At 33.2% G+C, this 22143-nt stretch carries 15 protein-coding genes; 14 read left to right on the forward strand and 1 reads right to left on the reverse strand.

Annotated features, from left to right (window positions below):
- Nucleotides 1-4 precede the first annotated feature (4 nt).
- Complete coding sequence (locus HM987_RS06820) at nucleotides 5-1009, forward strand: PorP/SprF family type IX secretion system membrane protein (protein ID WP_179006436.1); 1005 nt, start codon at nucleotides 5-7, stop codon at nucleotides 1007-1009.
- A 404-nt stretch (nucleotides 1010-1413) separates the two neighbouring features.
- Here the strand turns inward: HM987_RS06820 and HM987_RS06825 are convergent, their stop codons facing one another.
- Nucleotides 1414-2856 carry an SLC13 family permease gene (locus tag HM987_RS06825; protein WP_179006438.1) on the reverse strand — a complete coding sequence of 481 codons (1443 nt, stop codon included), beginning with the start codon at nucleotides 2854-2856 and terminating at the stop codon, nucleotides 1414-1416.
- A 258-nt stretch (nucleotides 2857-3114) separates the two neighbouring features.
- On the opposite strand from HM987_RS06825, the gene HM987_RS06830 reads away from it, so the two are divergent.
- The 13 genes from HM987_RS06830 to HM987_RS06890 all read left to right on the forward strand — a co-directional run bounded on the left by HM987_RS06830 (nucleotide 3115) and on the right by HM987_RS06890 (nucleotide 22141).
- Nucleotides 3115-4680 carry a T9SS type A sorting domain-containing protein gene (locus HM987_RS06830; protein ID WP_179006440.1) on the forward strand — a complete coding sequence of 522 codons (1566 nt, stop codon included), beginning with the start codon at nucleotides 3115-3117 and terminating at the stop codon, nucleotides 4678-4680.
- A gap of 219 nt (nucleotides 4681-4899) precedes the next feature.
- Nucleotides 4900-6360, forward strand: coding sequence for a hypothetical protein (locus tag HM987_RS06835; protein ID WP_179006442.1), 1461 nt, complete (start codon nucleotides 4900-4902; stop codon nucleotides 6358-6360).
- A gap of 578 nt (nucleotides 6361-6938) precedes the next feature.
- Nucleotides 6939-10013: a type I restriction endonuclease subunit R gene (locus tag HM987_RS06840; protein ID WP_179006444.1), complete on the forward strand. Its 3075-nt coding sequence runs from the start codon at nucleotides 6939-6941 to the stop codon at nucleotides 10011-10013.
- Between the two features lie 7 nt (nucleotides 10014-10020).
- Nucleotides 10021-11655, forward strand: coding sequence for an HsdM family class I SAM-dependent methyltransferase (locus HM987_RS06845; RefSeq protein ID WP_179006446.1), 1635 nt, complete (start codon nucleotides 10021-10023; stop codon nucleotides 11653-11655).
- Nucleotides 11648-13045 (forward strand): restriction endonuclease subunit S, encoded by a 1398-nt coding sequence (locus HM987_RS06850; protein WP_179006448.1) that lies wholly within the window; start codon nucleotides 11648-11650, stop codon nucleotides 13043-13045. Before HM987_RS06845 ends, HM987_RS06850 begins: the two co-directional genes overlap by 8 nt.
- A gap of 7 nt (nucleotides 13046-13052) precedes the next feature.
- Nucleotides 13053-14270, forward strand: coding sequence for a PDDEXK-like family protein (locus tag HM987_RS06855; protein WP_179006449.1), 1218 nt, complete (start codon nucleotides 13053-13055; stop codon nucleotides 14268-14270).
- Nucleotides 14245-14385: a hypothetical protein gene (locus HM987_RS06860; protein WP_179006450.1), complete on the forward strand. Its 141-nt coding sequence runs from the start codon at nucleotides 14245-14247 to the stop codon at nucleotides 14383-14385. The genes HM987_RS06855 and HM987_RS06860 overlap by 26 nt, the downstream gene beginning before the upstream one ends.
- 12 nt (nucleotides 14386-14397) lie before the next feature.
- On the forward strand, nucleotides 14398-14979 hold the full coding sequence (locus HM987_RS06865; protein WP_179006451.1) for a DUF4062 domain-containing protein: 582 nt from the start codon (nucleotides 14398-14400) through the stop codon (nucleotides 14977-14979).
- Nucleotides 14972-16414, forward strand: coding sequence for an ATP-binding protein (locus HM987_RS06870; RefSeq protein WP_179006452.1), 1443 nt, complete (start codon nucleotides 14972-14974; stop codon nucleotides 16412-16414). Before HM987_RS06865 ends, HM987_RS06870 begins: the two co-directional genes overlap by 8 nt.
- Before the next feature lie 413 nt (nucleotides 16415-16827).
- Entirely contained in the window at nucleotides 16828-17700 is an 873-nt protein-coding gene (locus HM987_RS06875; RefSeq protein WP_229724638.1) for a hypothetical protein, read from the forward strand.
- A 320-nt stretch (nucleotides 17701-18020) separates the two neighbouring features.
- A complete protein-coding gene (locus HM987_RS06880; protein WP_179006453.1) occupies nucleotides 18021-18524 on the forward strand; it encodes a TIGR00725 family protein in 504 nt (167 codons plus the stop codon).
- A gap of 6 nt (nucleotides 18525-18530) precedes the next feature.
- Nucleotides 18531-21344 (forward strand): glycosyltransferase, encoded by a 2814-nt coding sequence (locus HM987_RS06885; protein WP_179006454.1) that lies wholly within the window; start codon nucleotides 18531-18533, stop codon nucleotides 21342-21344.
- Nucleotides 21341-22141 carry a M20/M25/M40 family metallo-hydrolase gene (locus HM987_RS06890; protein WP_179006455.1) on the forward strand — a complete coding sequence of 267 codons (801 nt, stop codon included), beginning with the start codon at nucleotides 21341-21343 and terminating at the stop codon, nucleotides 22139-22141. The genes HM987_RS06885 and HM987_RS06890 overlap by 4 nt, the downstream gene beginning before the upstream one ends.
- Nucleotides 22142-22143: the final 2 nt, after the last annotated feature.

Here is a 22143-nt window from a genome sequence, read left to right on the forward strand (position 1 = left end):
CAACATGACAATTAGAACACAGATCACCATTTTTATAGCGGTTTTATTAGGGTTAAATGCCATGGCCCAAGACCCTATATTCACACAATCCAACTATATACAAGAAACCATAAACCCTGGGTTTTCCGGATTTGAGGATAATGACCGAATTAGTGCCGGCATTCTAACGCGCACACAATGGCCCAATTTGGATTTAAGGGTGAGCACACAATATTTCTATATCAATAAATCCTACGAAAGCCGAAATAGTTCAGGTTCCGGCATAGGGTTTAGTGCGCTCTGGCAAAATGAATCCTTTAGCAATTATAATTTTTATCAGGCGAATGTCAATTATATGCATCGTGTGAATCTTAATGGCGGATGGTTTTTTAGACCAGCGCTGGAAGTGGGCTTTGGGTTTAAGGATATCGGGTTTAATAGCTTGACGCTTGCCGATCAAATTAATATTAATACAGGAGCGATTGCACCAGTGTCTGTAGATCCCTTTAGTGGCAATACCGAAAATGTATTCTTTTTTGATGTGTCGTCAGGATTTGTATTTGAAAAACAGGGTTATAATGGTGACACCTATTGGTTTGGGATTTCAGCCAAACACCTCAACCGACCAAATATTTCCTTTTTAAGAGATGGGAATGTGCCGTTGGATATATTCTATTCCATCCATGGGAATTATCGGTTTCCGTTTATGGTTGACTATCATATGATGCTGACGGCTAACTATATGCAACAAGGCCAGTATAACCGTTTGGATGTTGGGACCTTGTTTCAAGTGAATCAGTTTTTGTTGGGAGTTACTGCGGCTACAAATCCAGCCCGAAATGATAATAACAGTCATTTGGTCACCTCACTAAATGGATTTCTTGGTTTGGAATATACCTATTTTAGATTCGGCTTGTCCTATGATGCCAATATTTCAAAAATTGGAAATACCAATGGCGTTTACGAATTTTCGCTAACCTATATGTCGCGCTGTCGTAGCTGTCCGACGAATCGTAATCGAAAGCGGTAAAAGGGAGTGGGTGAGAGGGGAGTTATGAGAGGGGAGTTATGAGAGGTGAGTGATGAGAGGTGAGACTGGGTGATGAAAACTGACTTCCAAATAATATATTACGAACTGCATTTTTTACTTTATGTTGTTGATGGTTGATGGTTGATGGTTGATGGTTGATGGATGATGGAAGACGGTCAACTCTATTCAGGGATGTACATGAGGACGGAAGACGGAAGACAGAAGACAGAAGACTGAGGACTGACCGCTACCTACGAACACTGAAAACTTCACACTTCATACTTCACACTTTATACTTCACACTTTACACTTTTCACTTCACACTTTTCACTTTTCACTTCACACTTTTCACTGCATACTGAACACCGAACACTGACCACTGAAGACTGAGGACAAAGGGGAACCTACCCCAAATCCCAAACCAAAGGCAGAATAAAATACACAATTAAGGTCACCAGAATAATCGATATCACATTCATCCAAATCCCTTTCCGCACCATATCTTCAATTTTCAAATAGCCCGAGCCAAAGACCACAGCATTAGGCGGAGTAGCCACAGGTAGCATAAACGCGCAAGAAGCGGCTAAGGTGGCACTAACCAGTAATATATAAGGGTGAATATTGAGTACGGCAGCCAAGGCCACCAATACAGGTAAAAGCATCGCCGTCGTAGCCATATTGGAGGTGATTTCGGTTAAAAAGTTGACGGAAGCAATCAATACCAATAGTAATATAAAAACGGAAACGCCAATCAACGAGGTTAATTGATTCCCAAGCCATGCTGCCAATCCACTAGTTTCAAAACCGGTTGCCAAGGCCATGCCGCCACCAAAGAGCAATAAAATGCCCCAAGGTAATTTTACGGCGTCAGTCCATGAAATAAGCGCATCGATTTTTTTACGATTAGGAATTAAAAACAACACCAAGGCCGCCATAATGGCTATAATGGTATCATCAATGGCAGGTAACCATTTAGAAAGTACAAACGAACGAGAGATCCATGCTATGACAGCGCAAATAAATACCACCAAGACCGCTTTCTCTTCATAAGAGATGTTACCTAAAGCTTTCAGTTGTTTTTCAATTTCTTTTCGGCCGCCAGGAAACTCTTTTTGCTCAAACTTAAAAGCGAATCGGGTGAGGTAAAACCAACATATCAACAACAGCACTATACTGATGGGAAACCCAAACATAAACCATTGTGAAAAAGTGATTTCGGTATGATAGGTGCTTTCTACTACACCAGCCAAAACCAAATTTGGAGGCGTTCCAATAAGGGTGGCCATACCTCCAATGGAAGCGCTATAGGCAATGGCCAACATCAATGCTTTTCCGAAGATTAGATTTTCGTTGGCTTTGGTATTCGGATTATCCTGAAGTTGTAATACAATAGCAATACCTACAGGCAAAATCATAACAGCTGTTGCGGTATTGGAAATCCACATGGATAACAAAGCCGTCGCTATCATAAACCCAAGAATAATTCGGCTAACATTAGTGCCCACCAATTTAATGATATTTAAGGCAATGCGTTTGTGCAAGTTCCATTTTTCAATAGCAATGGCGAGTATAAAACCGCCCAGAAAGAGGAAAATGTATTTATGACCATAAGACGCTGTGGTTTCACTTATGGAAATACCACCGGACAATGGGAACAAAACAATGGGTAATAAGGCCGTGACTGATATGGAAATAGCCTCGGTAATCCACCAAACAGCAATCCAAGCGGTTGAAGCTAAAATCGCATTGGCGGAAGCATCCAAACCTGCAGGATGAAAGAATAATTTAATGCCAATAAATAAAAGTGGTCCTAAAAAGAGCCCTATGTTTTGTTTGGTTGTTTTCATGAGTTGGTAAGCTAAGGTTTTTTATAATAGTAATTTTCCTATATTTTTATTGATGCGCTTTTTATAGTAAAATTCTAGCTGAAAGGACTGTATGGTCTAGATTTCTCTATTAGTGGGATTAAATATAAATATATAATATTTCTTACTTTGAAAGTGTTAACTGCTTGAAATATAGGTATAAAATGTTAATAACTTTTAAGATTTAATTCTAATTATTATTGTTAGTTCTGTTTTTTTGTAATCCCAAAACTACTAAAAATGAAACTATTTTACCTTACAGCATTTGCTGTGGCTTTTTGTTATATGGCAAAAGCACAAGACCCATCTCGTACGATGCATATAAGTGCGGGAACTTCAGTTATCGTGTCATCGGGCACCACACTTTCTGCATCAGAAGTCAACCTTAAATCCACATCAGACCGCTTTGCATGCTTGTTTCTAAATGACGATTTAGAGGCTTCTACCGTTGTGAATTATGACCGTTATGTTAATATGATCGGTTCGTCTACCCAAAATGGAAATGATTTAATTTCTTTACCCGTAAAGACCACAGCAGACGCTACCTTTGCTGATTTTTTAACATATACCGATGGTACAAACGCTAATTCGGCTATTATTCCAAATGCACCATCGATCCCAACGCTATTTGCTTTTGGTCCTTATAACAATACGAACCAATCCTACACCAATTATAATACCGCGACAGATGGTGGTGTTATACTTAAAAGAGCCGTAGGTTACAGGGCTGCAAGTTATAGTGGACAGACCGTGAGATTTACGGGCACCGTATCTACGGTATCAGAAACGGTTGACATATCTACAAATAATAACCGATGGAACTCCGTTGGTAATCCTTACCCAACCTATATAGATTCTCAAGCTTTCCTATCTGCAAATGCTGCAGTTTTAGACCCTAGTGCACAAGCCATTTATGCTTATAATAGCGGCACTAATACCGATACAGGTGCTGGAACCTTCGGTAACTTTACCATTATTAATGCACTAACAAATACAGACATCAACATTGCGCCAGGTCAGGGCTTCTTAGTCGCAAATGATCCTGTTGAACCCACAAATCAAGTCAGCTTTACTACAACAATGAGAAGTTTTGATGGAACGGATGATTTTATATTAGGTAGAACTACCGATCAAAATCAAATGTTACGCCTTCAAGTTGAAAATGGTACGGAAGATTTTGCCACAGAAATTTACTTTAATGCGAATTCAACTTCTGGATTAGATCCTGGATACGATGCCATGCTTTACGGCAATGGTTATAATTTGATGGTTTATTCTCATTTGGTGGAAGCTAACCAAGGCAAAAAAATGGCGATTCAAAGTCTAGGACTTCAAACGCAAAACGACATGAGTATTCCACTAGGCGTAAAAGCAGGCCAAGGACAGCAAATTACATTCAGTATTGAAGCCTCTACATTACCCTCTGAGGTTGAGGTTTATTTAGAAGATGCCCAAACCAACACCTTTACCTTATTGAATGCCAATTCATTTACCGCTAATAACGCTATTTCCGGTACTGGACGCTTTTATCTCAGATTTGAAAACACGTCACTATCAACGACAGACCTCCATAGGGAAAACGTGCAAATCTCTGCAAGCGCACAGACGCTTTTCATCAATGGCCTACTTTTAGCAGATACAGAAGTCTCGGTTTACGACATTCAAGGGCGTTTGGTGCTTTCTTCCACCTTAAAAGAAGCCTCAAATAGAAACACCATAGATGCGGCGCGTTTAAGCCAAGGCATCTACGTAGTTAAGTTAAATAATAAAGTGCAACAGCAAACCAAAAAAGTGGTTATTAAATAAGTTTTAATTCACTTTACAAATAGCCATTTGATCATAAGTTCTCAAAACTGTGGTTTAATGCTGCTAAAAACAAAAGCACTAAGTCTGTTCTTGTTTAAGAACCCTTTTAAAGGCACATAAACCATTATTGAGCACTCAACATCATAATAAAAACAATCATCTTCAAGATGAACACTATTCATAGACCCCAAAAATACATTAACCTCACAACCCTAAATTATGAGACATTTTAAAACATTACTTTTTAGTTTATTACTTAGCATTACCGGATTATCCACAGCACAAGTAGGAATCGGTACAGATCAACCAGATGCGTCGTCGCTTTTGGATTTAAATTCGAACTCTAAAGGTTTGTTAGCACCGCGCATGACCACCTTAGAACGCGAAGCCATTGCTAGTCCTGCAGAAAGCCTATTGGTTTTTGACACCGACTTGGATGCTTTTTATTTTTATAATTCAACAAACAGTACTTGGATAGAATTAGCGAATAACAACGCCATTAAAAGAAATAATTACAAACTCGTAAAATCTGCCGACGATTTAGCTCCAGAATTAACTGCAGGAGGCGGAACTAGTTATCAATTGGATGAAAACACCTATTATGAAATCAATGGAACCATTACCTTAACTGCTCCTATCGATTTAAATAACGCCTATATTTCTGGGTTAGATTCGTTTGAAGATGTGCTCTACGCAACGGGTGTTGTTTTTAAAGGCAGTGCAGGTGGCGGTGTTAGAAACGTGACCTTAAATGGCACGAAGGCTTTTGAAATTACAGGTCCAGGATTAGCAACCTCTTCAGCGCTTTTAGTTCAAAATGTGGTTATCGATGGGATGACCTCAAGTGTAGGAAGCGTTTCAGGCTTAGGCATAGTTTTCGGTAATGTCATTCAATTTATAAACAATACGAATGGAATAACGTACTCTGACATTGGTCATTTGTTATTGGATAATCAAGCTTGGTTTAGTAGTAATAATGGTACTTTTGAAACCTATTCCGGTAACTTCGGGTTAATAGAAAAGGCTGGTGGTTTTTTTACGGTAAATGGGTCTGATGTGGCCATTGATGTCAGTAGTGGTAGTATTAACGTTGGAACTGGAATTGTGCAAGGAACAGTGTTTGCAGGCACCACAACATCACCTTCAGGCTATATTAAAGGCTATACCACAGGAGCTTATCTCGATTATAATTTCAATAATGATTGGTCTGTAAGTGCACCTGGTATCCCAAGGGAAAATGATGACGCCAGCTCTGGTAACTTATACTATGATGAGTCTAGTCCAGCGCCAGTAGTTAACATTACCAATTCAACACCGTTTAAACTTCCAGTGGATACAGAGGCGATCAGACTTTTTAGAATGGCAGAAGGTACTGGCGTAAATAGTGAAAACCGTATTGTATATGAGGGTGAAACAAGACGCTCTATAGATATTTTTGCGACAACCTCATTCACCGCGACTGCTGGCACCCGATTAGGATTCTCTATCTATAAAAACGGAACTAAAGTGACAGGAACAGAAACTATAGTGGATGTGATTCAAACCAATGCCAGACAATCGGCTTCAATTATTGGAACCGTTAATGTGGAGAAGGATGATTATATAGAAATATACGTCAGAAAATTGTCTGCTTCTGATGAACAATTCTTAGTGACCTCTTATAACTTAATCGCGAACTAAACACGTTACTAAACCCTAACTAAAAGCCTTCGGTATGTATTATCGAAGGCTTTTTTGTCTTACTTGTAAGAATAATCCATAGCTAACCCGCTTATGACACGCTTATGACCCGACTATGCTATGGGAAAGAGTAAAAAAATCTAGTTTTATTTGATTAGGAAATCTTAATGGCTGCTATGTGCCCTAAAGCTATTTTCCCGAAGCGATTATTATAAGAAAGGGTCAGCACAATAAAAAAACTAAAGCCTTAGCCTTACAACAAAATAGTGATAGGGTAAGGGCTTTAGTTAAACAGGTCCACATTCTTGAGGTGAATCGCGAACTTCACCTGTTTTCTCAATAACGAAATATGCGTCTATTGAGCATAAGTATCAGTTGTTCAATGCTAATACTTATATTGTTGCCTCTAGTTAAAAAACGATAGGCGTGTAACAAAAATAGGAATCTTATTTTTATAGACCATTTAGCTTGGTAAGCTAGTGGCTTTTTTTATCTTTAAACTCCCTTAATTAATTTCTTGTAATTCATATTGATTTTTAATCAATTTACTTATGTTTGAAACATAAGCACTACTATTTATGACATTTAACGAAGACTCAAGAGTCAAATTACCTGCAATTTTACACCTAACTCAATTAGGGTATGGTTACCTGTCTTTAAAAGATGCGCAATGGGATTTAGACACTAATATCTTTACTGATATATTCAAAGCAGCTATTGCTAAGATTAATAATGGTATTTCAGAAGAAGAAATAAACCGATTGTATCAAGATATAAGTTTAGCGCTAGAAAACGAGGATTTAGGAAAAGCTTTTTTCGAATTGCTAACAAAGCGGTCAGGAACAAGGCTAATAGATTTCGAAAATTTTGAAAATAATACCTTTAATGTAGTTACTGAGCTAACCTACAAAAATGGAGAGGATAACTTCAGACCAGATGTGATAGCGTTGGTGAATGGAATACCTTTAGTGTTTATTGAAGTTAAAAAACCTAACAATCGCAATGGTGTTATAGCCGAGCGCACGCGTATTAACTCACGTTTTCAAAATAAAAAGTTTAGAAAGTTTATCAATTTAACGCAGTTTATGATCTTTTCTAATAATATGGAATATGATGATAACGAGATTGAACCTTGGCAAGGCGCTTATTATGCGTCAGCATCATATCATAAACCAATTTTCAATTATTTTAGAGAAGAAATTGGGTTTAATTTTTCAAAAGTGTTAAATCCCTTAGATACTGATGTGGAAGACTTTTTATTAAAAGACACCAATTATCAATCTATAAAAAATAGTGCGGAATACATTACAAACAAAGACCCTAACAAACCTACTAATCGCATAATAACTTCAATGCTTTCCAAAGAGCGATTGAAATTTATTTTACAATACGCTTTAGCTTATGTAAAAGAGACAAATGGATTAGAAAAACACATAATGCGTTATCCGCAATTGTTTGCAACAAAAGCAATTGAAGAAAAACTAGATCAAGGTGTTCGCAAAGGTATTATATGGCATACTCAAGGAAGTGGTAAAACAGCACTTGCCTATTATAACACCCATTTTTTAACGGATTATTATCAGAAACAAAACATCATCCCAAAATTCTATTTTATAGTAGATCGTTTGGATTTGTTAACCCAAGCTAGAGATGAATTTACAGCACGTGGACTTAAAGTGCACACAGTTAATTCGCGTCAAGCTTTTGTAGCAGATTTGAAGAAAACAACAGCTATTAATAATGATAAAGGGAAACGGGAAATTACAGTAGTTAATATTCAAAAATTTCAGGAGGATAAAGATGTAAGCAATACAACAGATTATAATCTAAACATTCAGCGTGTCTACTTTTTAGATGAAGTCCATAGAAGTTATGATCCCGAAGGTAGCTTTTTAGCTAATTTGGAAGAATCTGATCGTAATGCTATAAAAATTGGTTTAACAGGAACACCACTAATTGGTGATAGTTTAAAATCTAAGCACCTATTTGGTAATTATATTCATAAATATTATTACAACAAATCCATTGCAGATGGCTACACCTTAAAACTAATTCGTGAGGAAATTGAAACGGAGTACAAAGTAAAATTCAAAAAAATACTTGACGATTTAGATATTAAAAAAGGTGATGCCAATAAAAAGCAAGTATATGCGCATCCTTCATTTGTTGCGCCAATGTTAGATTATATTGTTGAAGACTTTCAACGTTTTAGACAACACTATGACGATGAAACTATTGGTGCATTGGTGATTTGTGATAGTAGCGAACAAGCGCAAGAGTTATTTAGTGTTTTCAATAAAGTATATGCCAATACCGAAACCGAAACCGAAACACTTGGCATGGCAGCAGAACCTAGTTCTGAATACATCAAACTACGTAAAGAAGAGTTTCGCGTTAAAAAAGCAGCATTGATATTATACGACTCTGGTAGTAAAGAAGAACTTGGGACTTGGCGTGACGATTTTAAAGCAGGTAAAATAGATATCCTATTTGTTTACAATATGTTACTTACTGGTTTTGATGCCAAACGTTTAAAGAAAATCTATTTAGGACGTGTTATAAAAGCGCATAATTTATTACAAGCCTTAACCCGTGTAAACCGCAAATACAAAAATTACAAATATGGTCATGTTGTAGATTTTGCAGACATTTCAAAAGAATTTGACAAAACTAACAAGGCTTATTTTGAAGAGCTTCAAGAGGTTTTAGGCGATGAAATGGAAAGTTATTCCAACCTATTCATGTCTCGTGAAGAAATGGAAACGACCATACGAGACATTAAAGAAGCGCTAGCAGATTTTGATTTAAAAAATGCAGAAAACTTCTCTTCTCAAATTTCACAAATTAGCGATCAAGTCGAAATGCAACGTATTAAAAAAGCATTGGAAGATGCACGTTCATTATATAACATTATTCGTTTAGTTGGTGAATATGAGTTGTTGGATAGTATTGATTTTAGAAAATTAGGAGAACTTCGTATTGAAGCTACCAATCACTTAGCATTAATTAATGCCAAAGAAGCCTTAGAGCAAAATGAAGAGGTTGGTAATCTGCTAAACATGGCTTTAGAGGATATTGTGTTTGGTTTTAGAAAAATTGGCGAAAACGAATTAATTCTTGCAGGAGAACTTAAAGAAATCTTAAAGAAAACCAGAGAAGCTTTAGGTGGTAATTTTGACCCTAAAGATCCAGAATGGATTAGTTTGTATGAAGAACTTCGTCGTTTATTTGATAATAAAAATTTAAACGAAGTGTCTCAAGAAGAGATGCAAAACAATATTACTTCACTAAAAACAATACATGAAAAAATTAAAGAATTAAACCGACGTAATGAGTTATTAAAAGATAAATATAAAGGCGACCCTAAATATGCTCGCGTTCAAAAAAGATTACTAGAAGCTGGCAGACCTTCTAAATTAAAAACTGCTATTATAGAAGCTTTACAAAACATAAAACAACAAACAGATATTGCTGTATTAGACCGTAGCGATAGCTTACATAACGAAAGCTATTTTGCACGTGTGGTTGCTAAATTAGTATTTAATGAGTTTCAAAAAACCATAGACACACCTATGGATTTTGAAACCGTAGAATTTATACGCGACCTTATTGTAGAAGAATATCTAAACGAATATCACGGAAAATCCGCTTAAAAAAACAATGACAAAAGAAGATATAAATAAGCAACCCTTTGTAACCAGAACAAAAGCACTTATAGACGAGCTTAAAGCTGTATGTGCAAGTTATGGTTTAGGAAACGACGGAAACGAATTTAAAATTATTAGTCAAATATTTTTATATAAGTTTTTAAACGACAAGTTTGCTTACGAGATTAAACAATTAAAGCCAGAATTGGCAAATAATGACCATTGGGAAGCAGAATTGGCTAACATGAAAGACAGCGACTATAACATGTTGCAATTTCAGTTAGGCGAAGCCACAGCGTTTTTAAAACCGCATCATTTGATTGGGTATTTGTTTGAAAGACAAAACGAACCCGATTTTGCCAAATTGGTAGATGATACCTTAATAGATATCGCAGTTTTAAACAACGATTTATTTGCTGTAAAGACTGAAGATGGACAAAAAATACAATTGTTTGATCGTCTTACAGAATATGTAAGTAGTAAACGCGATGGTTTTGCAGTAGCTTTATTAAATAAGTTGGTGATTTTTAATTTTGAAAATATTATGGGAGAAGGTTTTGACTTTTTCTCAACCATTTTTGAGTATTTAATAAAAGATTACAACTCTGATGCTGGCGGAAAATACGCAGAGTATTATACACCACACGCAGTTTCTAAAATTATAGCCAATATATTAGTGCCAGAACCAACAAGCAATGTTACAATTTACGATCCTAGTGCAGGATCTGGTACGCTTTTAATGAATTTAGCACACGCAATTGGGGCAGATAAATGCACGGTATATTCACAGGATATATCACAAAAATCGTCTAATTTATTACGTTTAAACTTAGTGTTAAACAACTTGGTACATAGTATAGAAAATGTGATACAAGGTAACACCATGACAGATCCTTACCATAAAAAGGATAATAAATTAAGACAGTTTGACTATATCGTATCCAATCCTCCATTTAAGTTAGATTTTAGTGATGATGTAGATACACTAAATAAAAAGGAAAATAAAACCCGCTTTTTTGCAGGCATACCAAATGTGCCAAAAAAAGCAAAGGATAAAATGGCAATTTACACCTTGTTTTTGCAACACATTATCCATTCTATGCGAGCAGGAACTGGTAAGGCTGCTATTGTAGTGCCAACTGGTTTTATAACCGCACAATCTGGTGTAGATAAAAAAATACGCCAAAAAATAGTGGATGGCAAGATGTTAGCAGGTGTGGTAAGTATGCCTTCTAATATTTTTGCAACAACAGGAACTAACGTTTCGATTGTGTTTATGGATGCAGCAAATAAAGAGGATGTGGTTTTAATTGATGCCTCAAATTTAGGGACAACAGTTAAAGAAGGTAAAAACCAAAAAACAGAATTAATTGATGTAGAAGAAGACCAAATTATAGACACATTTACCAAAAAAGAAGCCAAAGACGATTTTTCTGTAGTGGTGAGTTATGAAGAAATAAAAGCTAAAAACTATAGCTTAAGTGCAGGACAATACTTTGAAGTTAAAATTGAATATATAGATATTACTGCGGAAGAGTTTGCTAGTAAAATGGACAGTTTTGAAAGTAATTTAGAAACACTTTTTACTGAAAGTAGAGATTTGGAAAATGAGATTCAGGATAATTTGAAGAGTTTAAGGTATGAGTAAAACTATCCAAATAAATGAAATTGCGATTCTAAATAAAGAGACTTATAAAAAAAGTGAAATTCCTAAAACTCTATATTATTTAGATACTGGAAGCCTAACTAAAAACAAAATAGAATCCTTACAAGAATTTAATACATCTAAAGATAAAGTACCTAGTCGAGCGCAAAGAAAAGTACAAATAAACACTATTCTGTATTCAACTGTAAGACCTAATCAAGAGCACTATGGGATTATTGAAAATGAAATAGAAGATGTCGCTGTATCAACAGGATTCACAACAATTGATGTGGATAATGAAAATGTTTATCCAAAGTATTTATATTATATGTTAACTCAAAACCACCTTACTGAGTATTTACATTCAATTGCTCAAAATAGTGTGTCTTCTTATCCTTCAATTTCTTCTAATGATTTAGGTTCATTGACTTTTGATATTCCAGAAATTGAAATTCAAAAACAAATAGCCAAAGTCCTTTCCAATATAGACGCCAAAATAGAAGTCAACAACAAAATAAACCAAGAGTTAGAAGCTATGGTAAAAACGCTGTACGATTATTGGTTTGTACAGTTTGATTTTCCAGATGCTAATGGTAAGCCTTATAAATCGTCTGGTGGTAAAATGGTTTTTAATGAGGAATTAAAACGTGAAATTCCTGAGGGTTGGGAAGTTGATGCTTTGTCTACATGGATTAAAAATGATAAAAGTGGAGATTGGGGAAAAGCAGAAGAACAAGGTAATTATATAAACAAAGTGTCTTGTATTCGTGGTGCAGATTTAAATGGACTAAACGGTAAAGGAGTTGTTAAAAGTCCAACACGTTTTGTATTAGAAAAAAACAGTCACAAATTATTAGAAATAGGAGATTTTATAATTGAAATTTCTGGAGGAAGTCCAACTCAATCAACAGGTAGAATGGCTTTCATAACAAAAGAAACTTTAGAGCGATTTGAAAACCCTTTAATCTGTTCTAACTTTTGTAAAGCTGTAACATTAAAAGATGAAAAAGCACTATATAATTTCGCTTATCTATGGAATAGATTATATGATGCAGACGTTTTATTTGGATGGGAAGGAAAAACAAGTGGGATAAAAAATTTATTATTTGAATCGTTTGTTACTAACTATCAAGTGGCCAATCCTGACTCTATAATTATGGAGCAGTTTTACAATAAGGCAAAACCAATTCACTCACAAATTCAAACAAACTTAAAACAAAATCAAAAACTCTCAGAGCTTAGGGATTGGTTGTTGCCTATGTTAATGAATGGGCAGGTGCGCGTAGCACATTCTCATACAGAAGGGAATCTTGCCAAAGTAAAGCAATCTTATAAAGTAAATACCAAAACTGATTTGGGTAGGGTTGCAGAAGAAGGAGAAACTTATAATTAATTTGTAGATGAATTATACTTACATTTTACTTTCAGAAGTACAGACTATTGTAAATAGTTATTCTAGGATAAATAAAATGTCTGGACAAAATTTCAATTTATTCACCTTACTTAGAAAAGAAAGTGATGAGGTGAGATTGCATTCTAAGTTTATTTCAGAATTATTAGATCCGCAAGGTTCTCATCAACAAGGTACATTATTTCTAGATTCTTTTTTAGATAAACTGGGTATTAAAGATTTCGAAACTCAAAATGCTACATCTCATATAGAATACTACACAGGTATTATTAATAAGGATAAAGATTTAGGAGGTAATATAGATATACTTATTCGCTCTGATAATAACAAAGTGATCAAAATTGAAAATAAGATTTACGCAAAGGAGCAAGAAAATCAACTTTTGAGATATTATAATTTTCAGAATGATGGGCACTTAATGTTTTTGACTTTAAATGGAAAATTAAGTGATGACCATAAGGATTTAGAAATCAGAAATATAGAATATCAACCAATTTCTTATCGAAAAGATATAACAGAATGGCTACAGGTTTGTATAGAGAAATGTGCAACGGTCCCTATAGTTAGAGAAAGTATTGTTCAGTATCTAAATTTGGTCAAAAAGCTAACACATCAAAATATAAATAGTAAAATGAGTAAAGAAATAGCCGAAAAAATTACCAAAAGCAAAGATAGTTTTGAAGCATATTTAGCATTGCGTAAATCAGAAAATGATAATGAGATTTACTTTGATATTGCATGTAAACACTTAATTCCGTTTTTTGAAGATTTTGCTAATAAGAATAATTTGACATTTAAGAATTTATATAAAAGTCTCATAGAAAAAAGAGAGCGATATAGTGGTTTTTTCTTTACTAATAGCGATTTACAAAAATATGGCTTAAAATTGTCTGTACAGTTTCATAACTCATTTAATAGAGATTTATATTATGGACTTTCATTTGTAACTGAAAATCCAGAAAACCAACCTGTTCACGATATTATTGCAAAAGAAGCAAGACTTGTTATGGATAAACCTAATCCACCTAATAATTGGTGGTTATGTAATAGTTTTTGGCGAGAGTATAGAGATTTGGGAGAGATTGAGACTTTATATAATATCGCTTATGGTAATTTTCAAAAAGAATTTTCATCTAAGCTAAGTGAGGTTTTAGAAATGTTTAGTTCGGCTGTATATAATTATGAGAATGGAAATATTTCAAATTGAACAACTCTCAGACCTTAGGGATTGGTTATTACCTATGCTTATGAATGGGCAGGTTACTGTTGGTGAGGCTAAAGAACAGTTGGGTATGGTTGCGGAGGAGGGAAAAAAGTTATAGTAAAAATAAAGTATGGCTAAAAAGAAACAAAAGATAAAAGTAATGATAGCCTCAACCGTTTATGGATTTGAAAATGAGCTTTCTGCTATTGTTGCTCAATTATCTACTTTAAAATACGATGTAATTAATTCTCATCATGGTACAGTAAAAGTTAACCCAAATCTTTCTAACCTAGATAATTGTTTAAAAGCAGTCGAAGAATGTGATTTTTTTGTTGGTATTATTAGGCCTTATTATGGTACAGGTAACATTGACGATTTAAATATAACTTTTGAAGAAATTAAAACAGCAATAAAACTAGGTAAACCGTATTGGTTTTTGGTACATAGAGATGTGGTTTTTAGTAGATTGTTGCTTGGTAAAATTGAATGTAAAGATGGTAAAGGCTATATCATAAAAAAGAACAGATTTTTTGACGAACGCTCTATTGATATTTACAATCATGTGATTAAAGATGGAGAGCCTGTGGCTTTAAGGAATGGTAATTGGGCACAAGAATTTTATAGGTTAGATGAAGCAATGACCTATATACAAGCACAGTTTGGCGATAAAGAATTTATAGAGAGTTTAATTAAAGATAGTGAAGATGAATAATAGCTTTATAGTAAAAAATTTACTTGCTAAAGAAGAAGGTACACGCTTAGAGTTTAAAGCTGATGTGTCTCAAGCTGCTATTGCTAAAATTGTTACAAGCTTTATTAATACAGAAGGAGGAGATGTAATTATTGGTATAGATGACGATAAAGAGGTAATTGGTATTGAACATGCAGAAAGAAAGCTAAGCTCGTTACAGCAAACCTTATTAGAAAGCATAAAACCAGAAGCACCAATTTCTTTTCAAATAATAAATTATAAAAACAAAGATGTTATTCTTATAAGTACTTGGGAAGGTGCTAACAAACCTTATCAATTTAAGAATATTATTTATGTAAGAGAAAAGGCTACAACCAAAGTTTCTGATGTTAATTCGATAACAAATTTAATAGCTGAACGCAAAAATGCAGACTTTCATTGGGAACGTAGAACTGTACTTGCAGCAGAATTAGATAATTTATCTCAAACAGAGATAGAGAAAACAATAGTTTTATATAAACAAAGATACACTAAAGCAACTATTTTAGACAATGAAGATTTTTTAGTGCAAACTGGACTTGTTAGAAATAATAATTTAACCAATGCATGTGTGCTTTTGTTTGCAAGTTTACCTTTACGTTTTATTCCACAATCACCAATTAGAATTACTGTATTTCCAGGAAGTGAAACAGGAGATACTTTCTTAGGAGATCGATTATTAAATAGAAATATATTTGAAAATATTGAAGATGCTTTAGATTATCTTGATATCGTTTTTGGTAAAACAATTGAAGTTGTAGATAATTTAAGAACAGAGAGGCACAATTATCCTCAGTTAGCTATTAGAGAAGCTCTTATGAATGCTGTAGTGCATAGAGATTATAATTCTGTAAATAGCTTTCTTCAAATTAATGTTTTTGCTGATAGAACTGAGATTTCTAATTATGGAACACTACCAGAAGGGATTACCATTAAAGATTTAAAAAAAGAGCATAATTCTATTCTTAGAAATCCAGATATTGCTCAAATATGTTTTACAAGACGCTATATAGAAATGTTAGGTAGCGGTACATTGAGAATGATTAATGATTGTAAGATAAATGGTTTTAAAACTCCTAAATGGGAAGAAGGAGATAAAACATTTAAAGTAATCTTTGAAGGTGTAAAACACAAAAACTCAAATGAGGGAGTAAATGAGGGAGTAAATGAGGGAGTAAAATATATAGTTTTTAAAGATATAAATGAGGGAGTAAATAAGACACTTAATGATGTACTTGGTATTATAAGAAATAACCCAGAATTAAATACAAATGAAATAGCTAATCAAATAGGTAAAGGTGTATCTACAACAGAAAGATATCTTAAACTATTAAAAGAAGAAAATCTAATAGTTTTCTTAGGTTATCCTAAAACAGGAGGTTATGTGTTAAAAGAGCATTTAGATAGGTTGAAATAGTGAAAAAGTGCATCCGCAATTTGTAAAATATTACCATAGAAAACATAAAACAAAAACCTTCTTCTTAAACCAACTAAGTAACAACGAAGAAGCGCTTTTTAATTACATAAATATCAACAGAGATAATCTAGATGAAGTTATACAATAGTATAAACCATAACACGAGTTTTAACCAGTGAACACCTAACGTTTTTTAATAGCAAGTGAGATTAAAAGAGGTTTAAAATTAACGCAGAGGTTATCAGCCAATTAAAGCAAGAATTAGACTTGTATCGCTTGTATGCAAAAGATGATGCATTTTACCAAGCATTTTTTGATCCGATGAAGCGTATGGCGAATACAAGAAATAATATAGAATAAAGTTTAAAACCAATAATAACAATTTAATAAACCCCCAAAAATTAAAACTAAAAATGAAATATTTATCTACTTCAGCATTAGCTAAAGAAAGACAATTAGATTCAAAAGAATTATTTAAAAAGTTAAAAGCAAAAGGTTGGATTTATAGAAAAGACGACTCTTGGCAATTAACAAAAAATGGTCGTGTTGCAGGAGGTGACACTAAATACAATCCAAAGTTTGGCGAATATGTTGTTTGGCCATTCAATTTAAATATTGAAATGGAAGTAGATTCCAATAACTTATTAAATGCAACCAAAATAGGTGATCATTTTAATGTCTCAAACAGAAAAGTGAACTCGTACTTCTCGGATTTGGGTTGGATTCAAAAAGATCGAGATGGCTGGATTACAACAAAACCAGGAATTAAGAATGGTGGTCATCAAATGGAATTGAAAAATGGAGTACCCTTCGTGCTATGGGATAATGAGGTGCTTACTAATAAACACTTAATTAGAACCATTGGAATAGGCGAGGGCACACAAGAGGATAACGATAGTGAAATAGCCGAAAAAGACAAAGAATTAATAGATATTAGGAAAAAATATCCTGCGGAAAAACGAACTTCGGACGGACATTATGTGAGAAGTCGTGCAGAGCTACTTATTGATAATTTCTTCTATAGGAATGGAATAGTCCACGCCTATGAAAAGAAATTAAATATAGAAGAGGTACTATATTGTGACTTTTATTTACCTGAAAATAAAATATATATTGAATATTGGGGAATGGAAGACGATAAAAAATATTTGGCTAGAAAAAAAAGAAAGTTAGAATTGTATGCGCAAAATGGTTTTACCTTAGTTGAATTAAATGACTCAGATGTTGAAAATCTAGAAGAAAATTTAGAATCAAAATTAAGGAAGGTAGGATTAGTAATTAATTGAAAAATACCATCGTCACTGCAGGTACGAAGTATCTCAGAAAGCACAACTTAGAAAGATCACTTCGTACCTTGCGATGGCGTTTCGATTTGTGTTTTTCATGATAATAGACCAAGTATTTAAAGGCTCGTGAATAGGGGAGCGTATTTTGGATAAAATGAAAGATTTTGTACAGGTGTTTGTTAATGGGATGACTGGGTAATTACTTCTGAATTAAACAAGATTGAAATGCACTTAAAGGATTTAAGTGGGTTAAGATTTTAAAAGTGTAAAATTTTTGTCATATTAATAGCGAGTAAATTATATATAAGAAGAATTATTGGATGATAAAGATTGGAATAATAGGGCCTAATAAATCGGTTTGTGGGAATGATTTGTATAATTTTGGAGAAAACCTAGGCAAAGTTATAGCGCAAAAAGGCCGTGTATTTTTAAATGGAGGCGCAGGTGGTTTTATGGAAGCTGTTAGTAAAGGAGTAAAATCATCTAAAGAAACTTTCGACGGGCAAACAATAGGTGTTCTGCAAGGAGACAGTGCTGAAGACGCTAATGAATTTATAGATATAGCCATACCAACAGGTATGGGAATAGCACGGAATATGATTTTAATAAATAGCTCGGATATTATTATCGCAGCAGGAGGAGGAGCAGGTACATTGTCCGAATTAGCTTTTGCATGGCAAAAAAAGAAAATAGTTTTATGTGTCACAGAATTTGGCGGCTGGTCTAAGGAATTAGCAGGAAAAAATCTAGATCATAGATTGAAAGATTTATTAATTCCCGTGAAGACGATTGAGGATATTGAAAAATATATTAAACAGATGTAAAAGTATATGGTTGTTTTTACAGTTGTAGTTACTCATGATAGAGTAAAATTATTAAAAAGAGCACTCAAATCTATTCATAATCAAGTTCGGAAACCAAACTTCGTAATCGTAGTTTCTAATTCTCAACAAAAAAATCATCTTACAGAGCAACAGATATGTGAGGCTTATAATGTCATTTGGATTAAAAACGAAAGAACAAATAATTATTCAGGAGCTTTAAATACAGGTATAGAATATTTTATTAGCAATAACGATATTGTTGATACAGTTTATTTTTCATCACTTGACGATGATGATGAATGGCATATAGATTATCTAGATGCAGTGACTTCAAATACTACCAATGAGGATATTGTTTTTGCGAACCTCATCAGACAAGATTCAAACATAGCGTCTCTTTTAAAATTACCTAAGCAACTAGATTTTCATAATTTCTTATATGGCAATCCAGGCGTTGGTGGCTCTAATACTTTTGTAAGATTAAAAACACTATTGAGAGCAGGTGGTTTTGACGAAGCAATGGTAGCTACAGTAGATAGAGATGTATTTGTAAGGTTATTTCAGTTGAAGCCTACATATAGAGTTCTTGAAAACCATCTCGTAACATTACATGTTGAAAATACGCGTCAGCGCTTGACAAACAATTTTGAACTCAAAAAAGAGAGTTATAGGTATTTCTACTATAAATATCAGCATATTATGACTTCTCTAGATAAGCAACGTTTTTTTAGCAGAGCAAAAAGAGTATTTGAATTTGAAGAAAAAGATATTGTTGTTTCTAATATAAACCAGCAATTAGGCAATAGGCAAGATATACTATTTAATGATCATAAAGATTTTGACTTCATTGTAGGCTTTATCGCCGGAGATAAAAAAATCGCAGAAAGAATTATTGACTCTATTATACAAAAAACAATTAGAGTAGATAAACTTTTGATAATAGATAATCTATCATTTTTAGATGGGTTTGATGATGTAAAAAAAAAATTAGTCAAATCTAAAATAGACTTTGTAATTGTGCATAAAGCGGATTGGGAGACTAATTTAAAATTAGGCTATTATGGCACGTACTTTAAAAAGTTTAATAAAATAAACTCTATTCCTATTGGTCGCACAATACTTCAACATCATTTGTTTACAGAATCTATATCATTTAAAAATCCAGTGTATTGGGTTATAGATGATGATATTACTTTTTCTAATACACATGGGAATAATAAGGGTTCAAAAACAGATTTGTTTTCTATTATCAATAACTATAAAGATGATTATGATGCCTTAATAGGCAGTGTAAGTAAAGACCCACCATTACCTTTTTTATCATCTATTAGAGTGCAATTGGTAGATTTAGTTTACAGTTTGTATTCCAATAACCAAGAAGAGTTAGATTTTAATAATCTTAAAGAATTAAAGGATTATTATTATGATATTTCAGATTCGCATTTTACACATGTTGAATCACCTATTTACTATGGTTCCAATATAGAAAAAGATATCGTTTACATTTTTTCAGGTAAATCAGTTTCTAGGCCTGTTTTACAAAAAAAAGAGATTAATCATTCGGAAGTTGTTAGTAATCGAGGTCCTAATACCTTGATTTTTAATAGGGATTTGCTGCGATTTTATCCTGTGGTGAATTTAGAAGTAAATGATAAGTTTGTACGAAGAGGTGATTTGTTTTGGGCGCTTTTAAATCAATCAGTATCTAATAGAAAAATTGCGGAGCATACGTTTTGTGTTGATCAAAATAGACCTATTCAAAATTTTAGAATAGAGCACGAACTTGATAAATCGGCTAATGATATTATAGGTTATGCATTCAATAAGGCTATAATTAAAACAATTGATGAAATAAAACAGAACACGAAACCTAATAGACCAAAGGATATTTATGAAAGGTTAAATGAAGCTGGCTTTTTTAATGTTTTTTTAGTAGAATATAAAAAGACCATAATAAAAAGAAAGTCTCGTTTTTTAATGAACTATTATAGAATAGCTGGACTACTAGAAATATTAGGCAAAGATTATAATTTTATAGGGGCTTATGCTAATCAATTTACTGACCTAGTTTTAAAGAAATATTTTATCGATATTATTGAAGTTTCAAAAAACGAAATATTGTTAAAGCAATTTATAGAATCTTTAGCGACTACAGTATGGTCTTATACCGATTCAATTAAAAGAAATATAGAAACAACGGATAGTAATAAACAAAAAATTAAAGAGGCATTTGAGTTAGATACAGATTTAGTCTTGCTAGGAGATGGATCTGAAGGCATCGTTTTTACGGACTATACGTTTGTGTATAAATCATTTTATTCTATAAAAGATTATGAATGGGAACTGTTAAAAAACAATAAGTGTGTGTTTTCTAAATGTACTTTGTTAGAATCTTTAGAGCTTGTAGAAAATACAAATGGTAACTATATTAAATATCCTTATCATCCTTTTAAATCAATGGATTATGTAGAGGAAGATCAACTCATTTATTTTTTGAGATTCTGTAAAAATAATGGGCTTATATTTTCAAATATTAAACCTGTAAATTTTATTGTTATTAATGATAAGGATTTAAAGCTTATAGATTATGGTAGGTCATTTGAACCATATACAGAGCGTAAATATATAAACATGATTAAAAGAGCATTTTTAATGCTTAATTATCCTAAAATGTTAGATTTAGAATTTAGGAGTTTAACAGCAAAAATTAATTTAGGTGAAATCCCATTAGAAATTAAGGGTTGGGAGAATTTCATGACTAAAGTAATTAATCATAAAGAAAATAAGGAGATTATAAATTCAAAAGAGTTAGTTAAATGATTAATACGTTAAAAAAGTTTATAACTATCAAGACGATTGCTAATAATAGAGAAGCAAACCTTGAAGGAATTAATTTAGTTAAAGGTTTATTAGAAAAAATAGGTTTTACAATATCGATAGAAGGCGATAGTCCTTATAATCAACCTGTAATAATAGCTAAGTATATTAATGTTAATTCGTCAAAAAAAGTAACATTGTATAATCATTATGACGTTGAAAAAATAAATAAAAAAGAAAAATGGAAAACAGACCCTTTTGTTCTAACTGAAATTGAAGGTCGGTACTATGCAAGAGGAATAGCAGATAATAAAGGTATACTTATATGCCGCATATTTGCCTTTTTGGAAATGAAAGAAAAAGGATTTGAAATACCAAATATATTGTGGATTATTCAAGGTGAAGAAGAGGTTGCAGGAAAAACACCTTTTGAAGTGATACCAAAACATATTGCCGAATTTGGTTCTAAAATATATGTTGAAGAAACAGGAGTTGGTAAAGGAGAAATACCAGTTATCTTTTATTTACCAGTGACTAAAAAACAGCCTTCTTACTTAACAGAATTAAACAATGTTATATATAACGGTGACGCTATTTTTGATAATAGGAGCTTAAATAAATTCACAAAATGTCCTTTTGTTTCTAATATACCAGAGGGTGGCATTTATATTGGTTTTGGTCCCAATGACGGTAAATGCAACATACATAGAGAAAATGAAAGTTTAGATACTATAAAATTAGAAAAACATAAAGAGGTGTTTACGCAATTTATACAATGGATTAATAAGGCTGAAATATAAAT

It is taken from the genome of Winogradskyella forsetii, from assembly GCF_013394595.1.
In the GTDB taxonomy this organism is placed as follows: Bacteria; Bacteroidota; Bacteroidia; order Flavobacteriales; family Flavobacteriaceae; genus Winogradskyella; species Winogradskyella forsetii.

What these genes read in the sequence shown, in the direction of transcription:
- HM987_RS06820 (WP_179006436.1), top strand. Translation starts at nt 5, where the DNA reads ATGACAATTAGAACACAGATCACCATTTTTATAGCGGTTTTATTAGGG.
- HM987_RS06825 (WP_179006438.1), bottom strand. Translation starts at nt 2,856, where the DNA reads ATGAAAACAACCAAACAAAACATAGGGCTCTTTTTAGGACCACTTTTA.
- HM987_RS06830 (WP_179006440.1), top strand. Translation starts at nt 3,115, where the DNA reads ATGAAACTATTTTACCTTACAGCATTTGCTGTGGCTTTTTGTTATATG.
- HM987_RS06835 (WP_179006442.1), top strand. Translation starts at nt 4,900, where the DNA reads ATGAGACATTTTAAAACATTACTTTTTAGTTTATTACTTAGCATTACC.
- HM987_RS06840 (WP_179006444.1), top strand. Translation starts at nt 6,939, where the DNA reads ATGACATTTAACGAAGACTCAAGAGTCAAATTACCTGCAATTTTACAC.
- HM987_RS06845 (WP_179006446.1), top strand. Translation starts at nt 10,021, where the DNA reads ATGACAAAAGAAGATATAAATAAGCAACCCTTTGTAACCAGAACAAAA.
- HM987_RS06850 (WP_179006448.1), top strand. Translation starts at nt 11,648, where the DNA reads ATGAGTAAAACTATCCAAATAAATGAAATTGCGATTCTAAATAAAGAG.
- HM987_RS06855 (WP_179006449.1), top strand. Translation starts at nt 13,053, where the DNA reads ATGAATTATACTTACATTTTACTTTCAGAAGTACAGACTATTGTAAAT.
- HM987_RS06860 (WP_179006450.1), top strand. Translation starts at nt 14,245, where the DNA reads ATGAGAATGGAAATATTTCAAATTGAACAACTCTCAGACCTTAGGGAT.
- HM987_RS06865 (WP_179006451.1), top strand. Translation starts at nt 14,398, where the DNA reads ATGGCTAAAAAGAAACAAAAGATAAAAGTAATGATAGCCTCAACCGTT.
- HM987_RS06870 (WP_179006452.1), top strand. Translation starts at nt 14,972, where the DNA reads ATGAATAATAGCTTTATAGTAAAAAATTTACTTGCTAAAGAAGAAGGT.
- HM987_RS06875 (WP_229724638.1), top strand. Translation starts at nt 16,828, where the DNA reads ATGAAATATTTATCTACTTCAGCATTAGCTAAAGAAAGACAATTAGAT.
- HM987_RS06880 (WP_179006453.1), top strand. Translation starts at nt 18,021, where the DNA reads ATGATAAAGATTGGAATAATAGGGCCTAATAAATCGGTTTGTGGGAAT.
- HM987_RS06885 (WP_179006454.1), top strand. Translation starts at nt 18,531, where the DNA reads ATGGTTGTTTTTACAGTTGTAGTTACTCATGATAGAGTAAAATTATTA.
- HM987_RS06890 (WP_179006455.1), top strand. Translation starts at nt 21,341, where the DNA reads ATGATTAATACGTTAAAAAAGTTTATAACTATCAAGACGATTGCTAAT.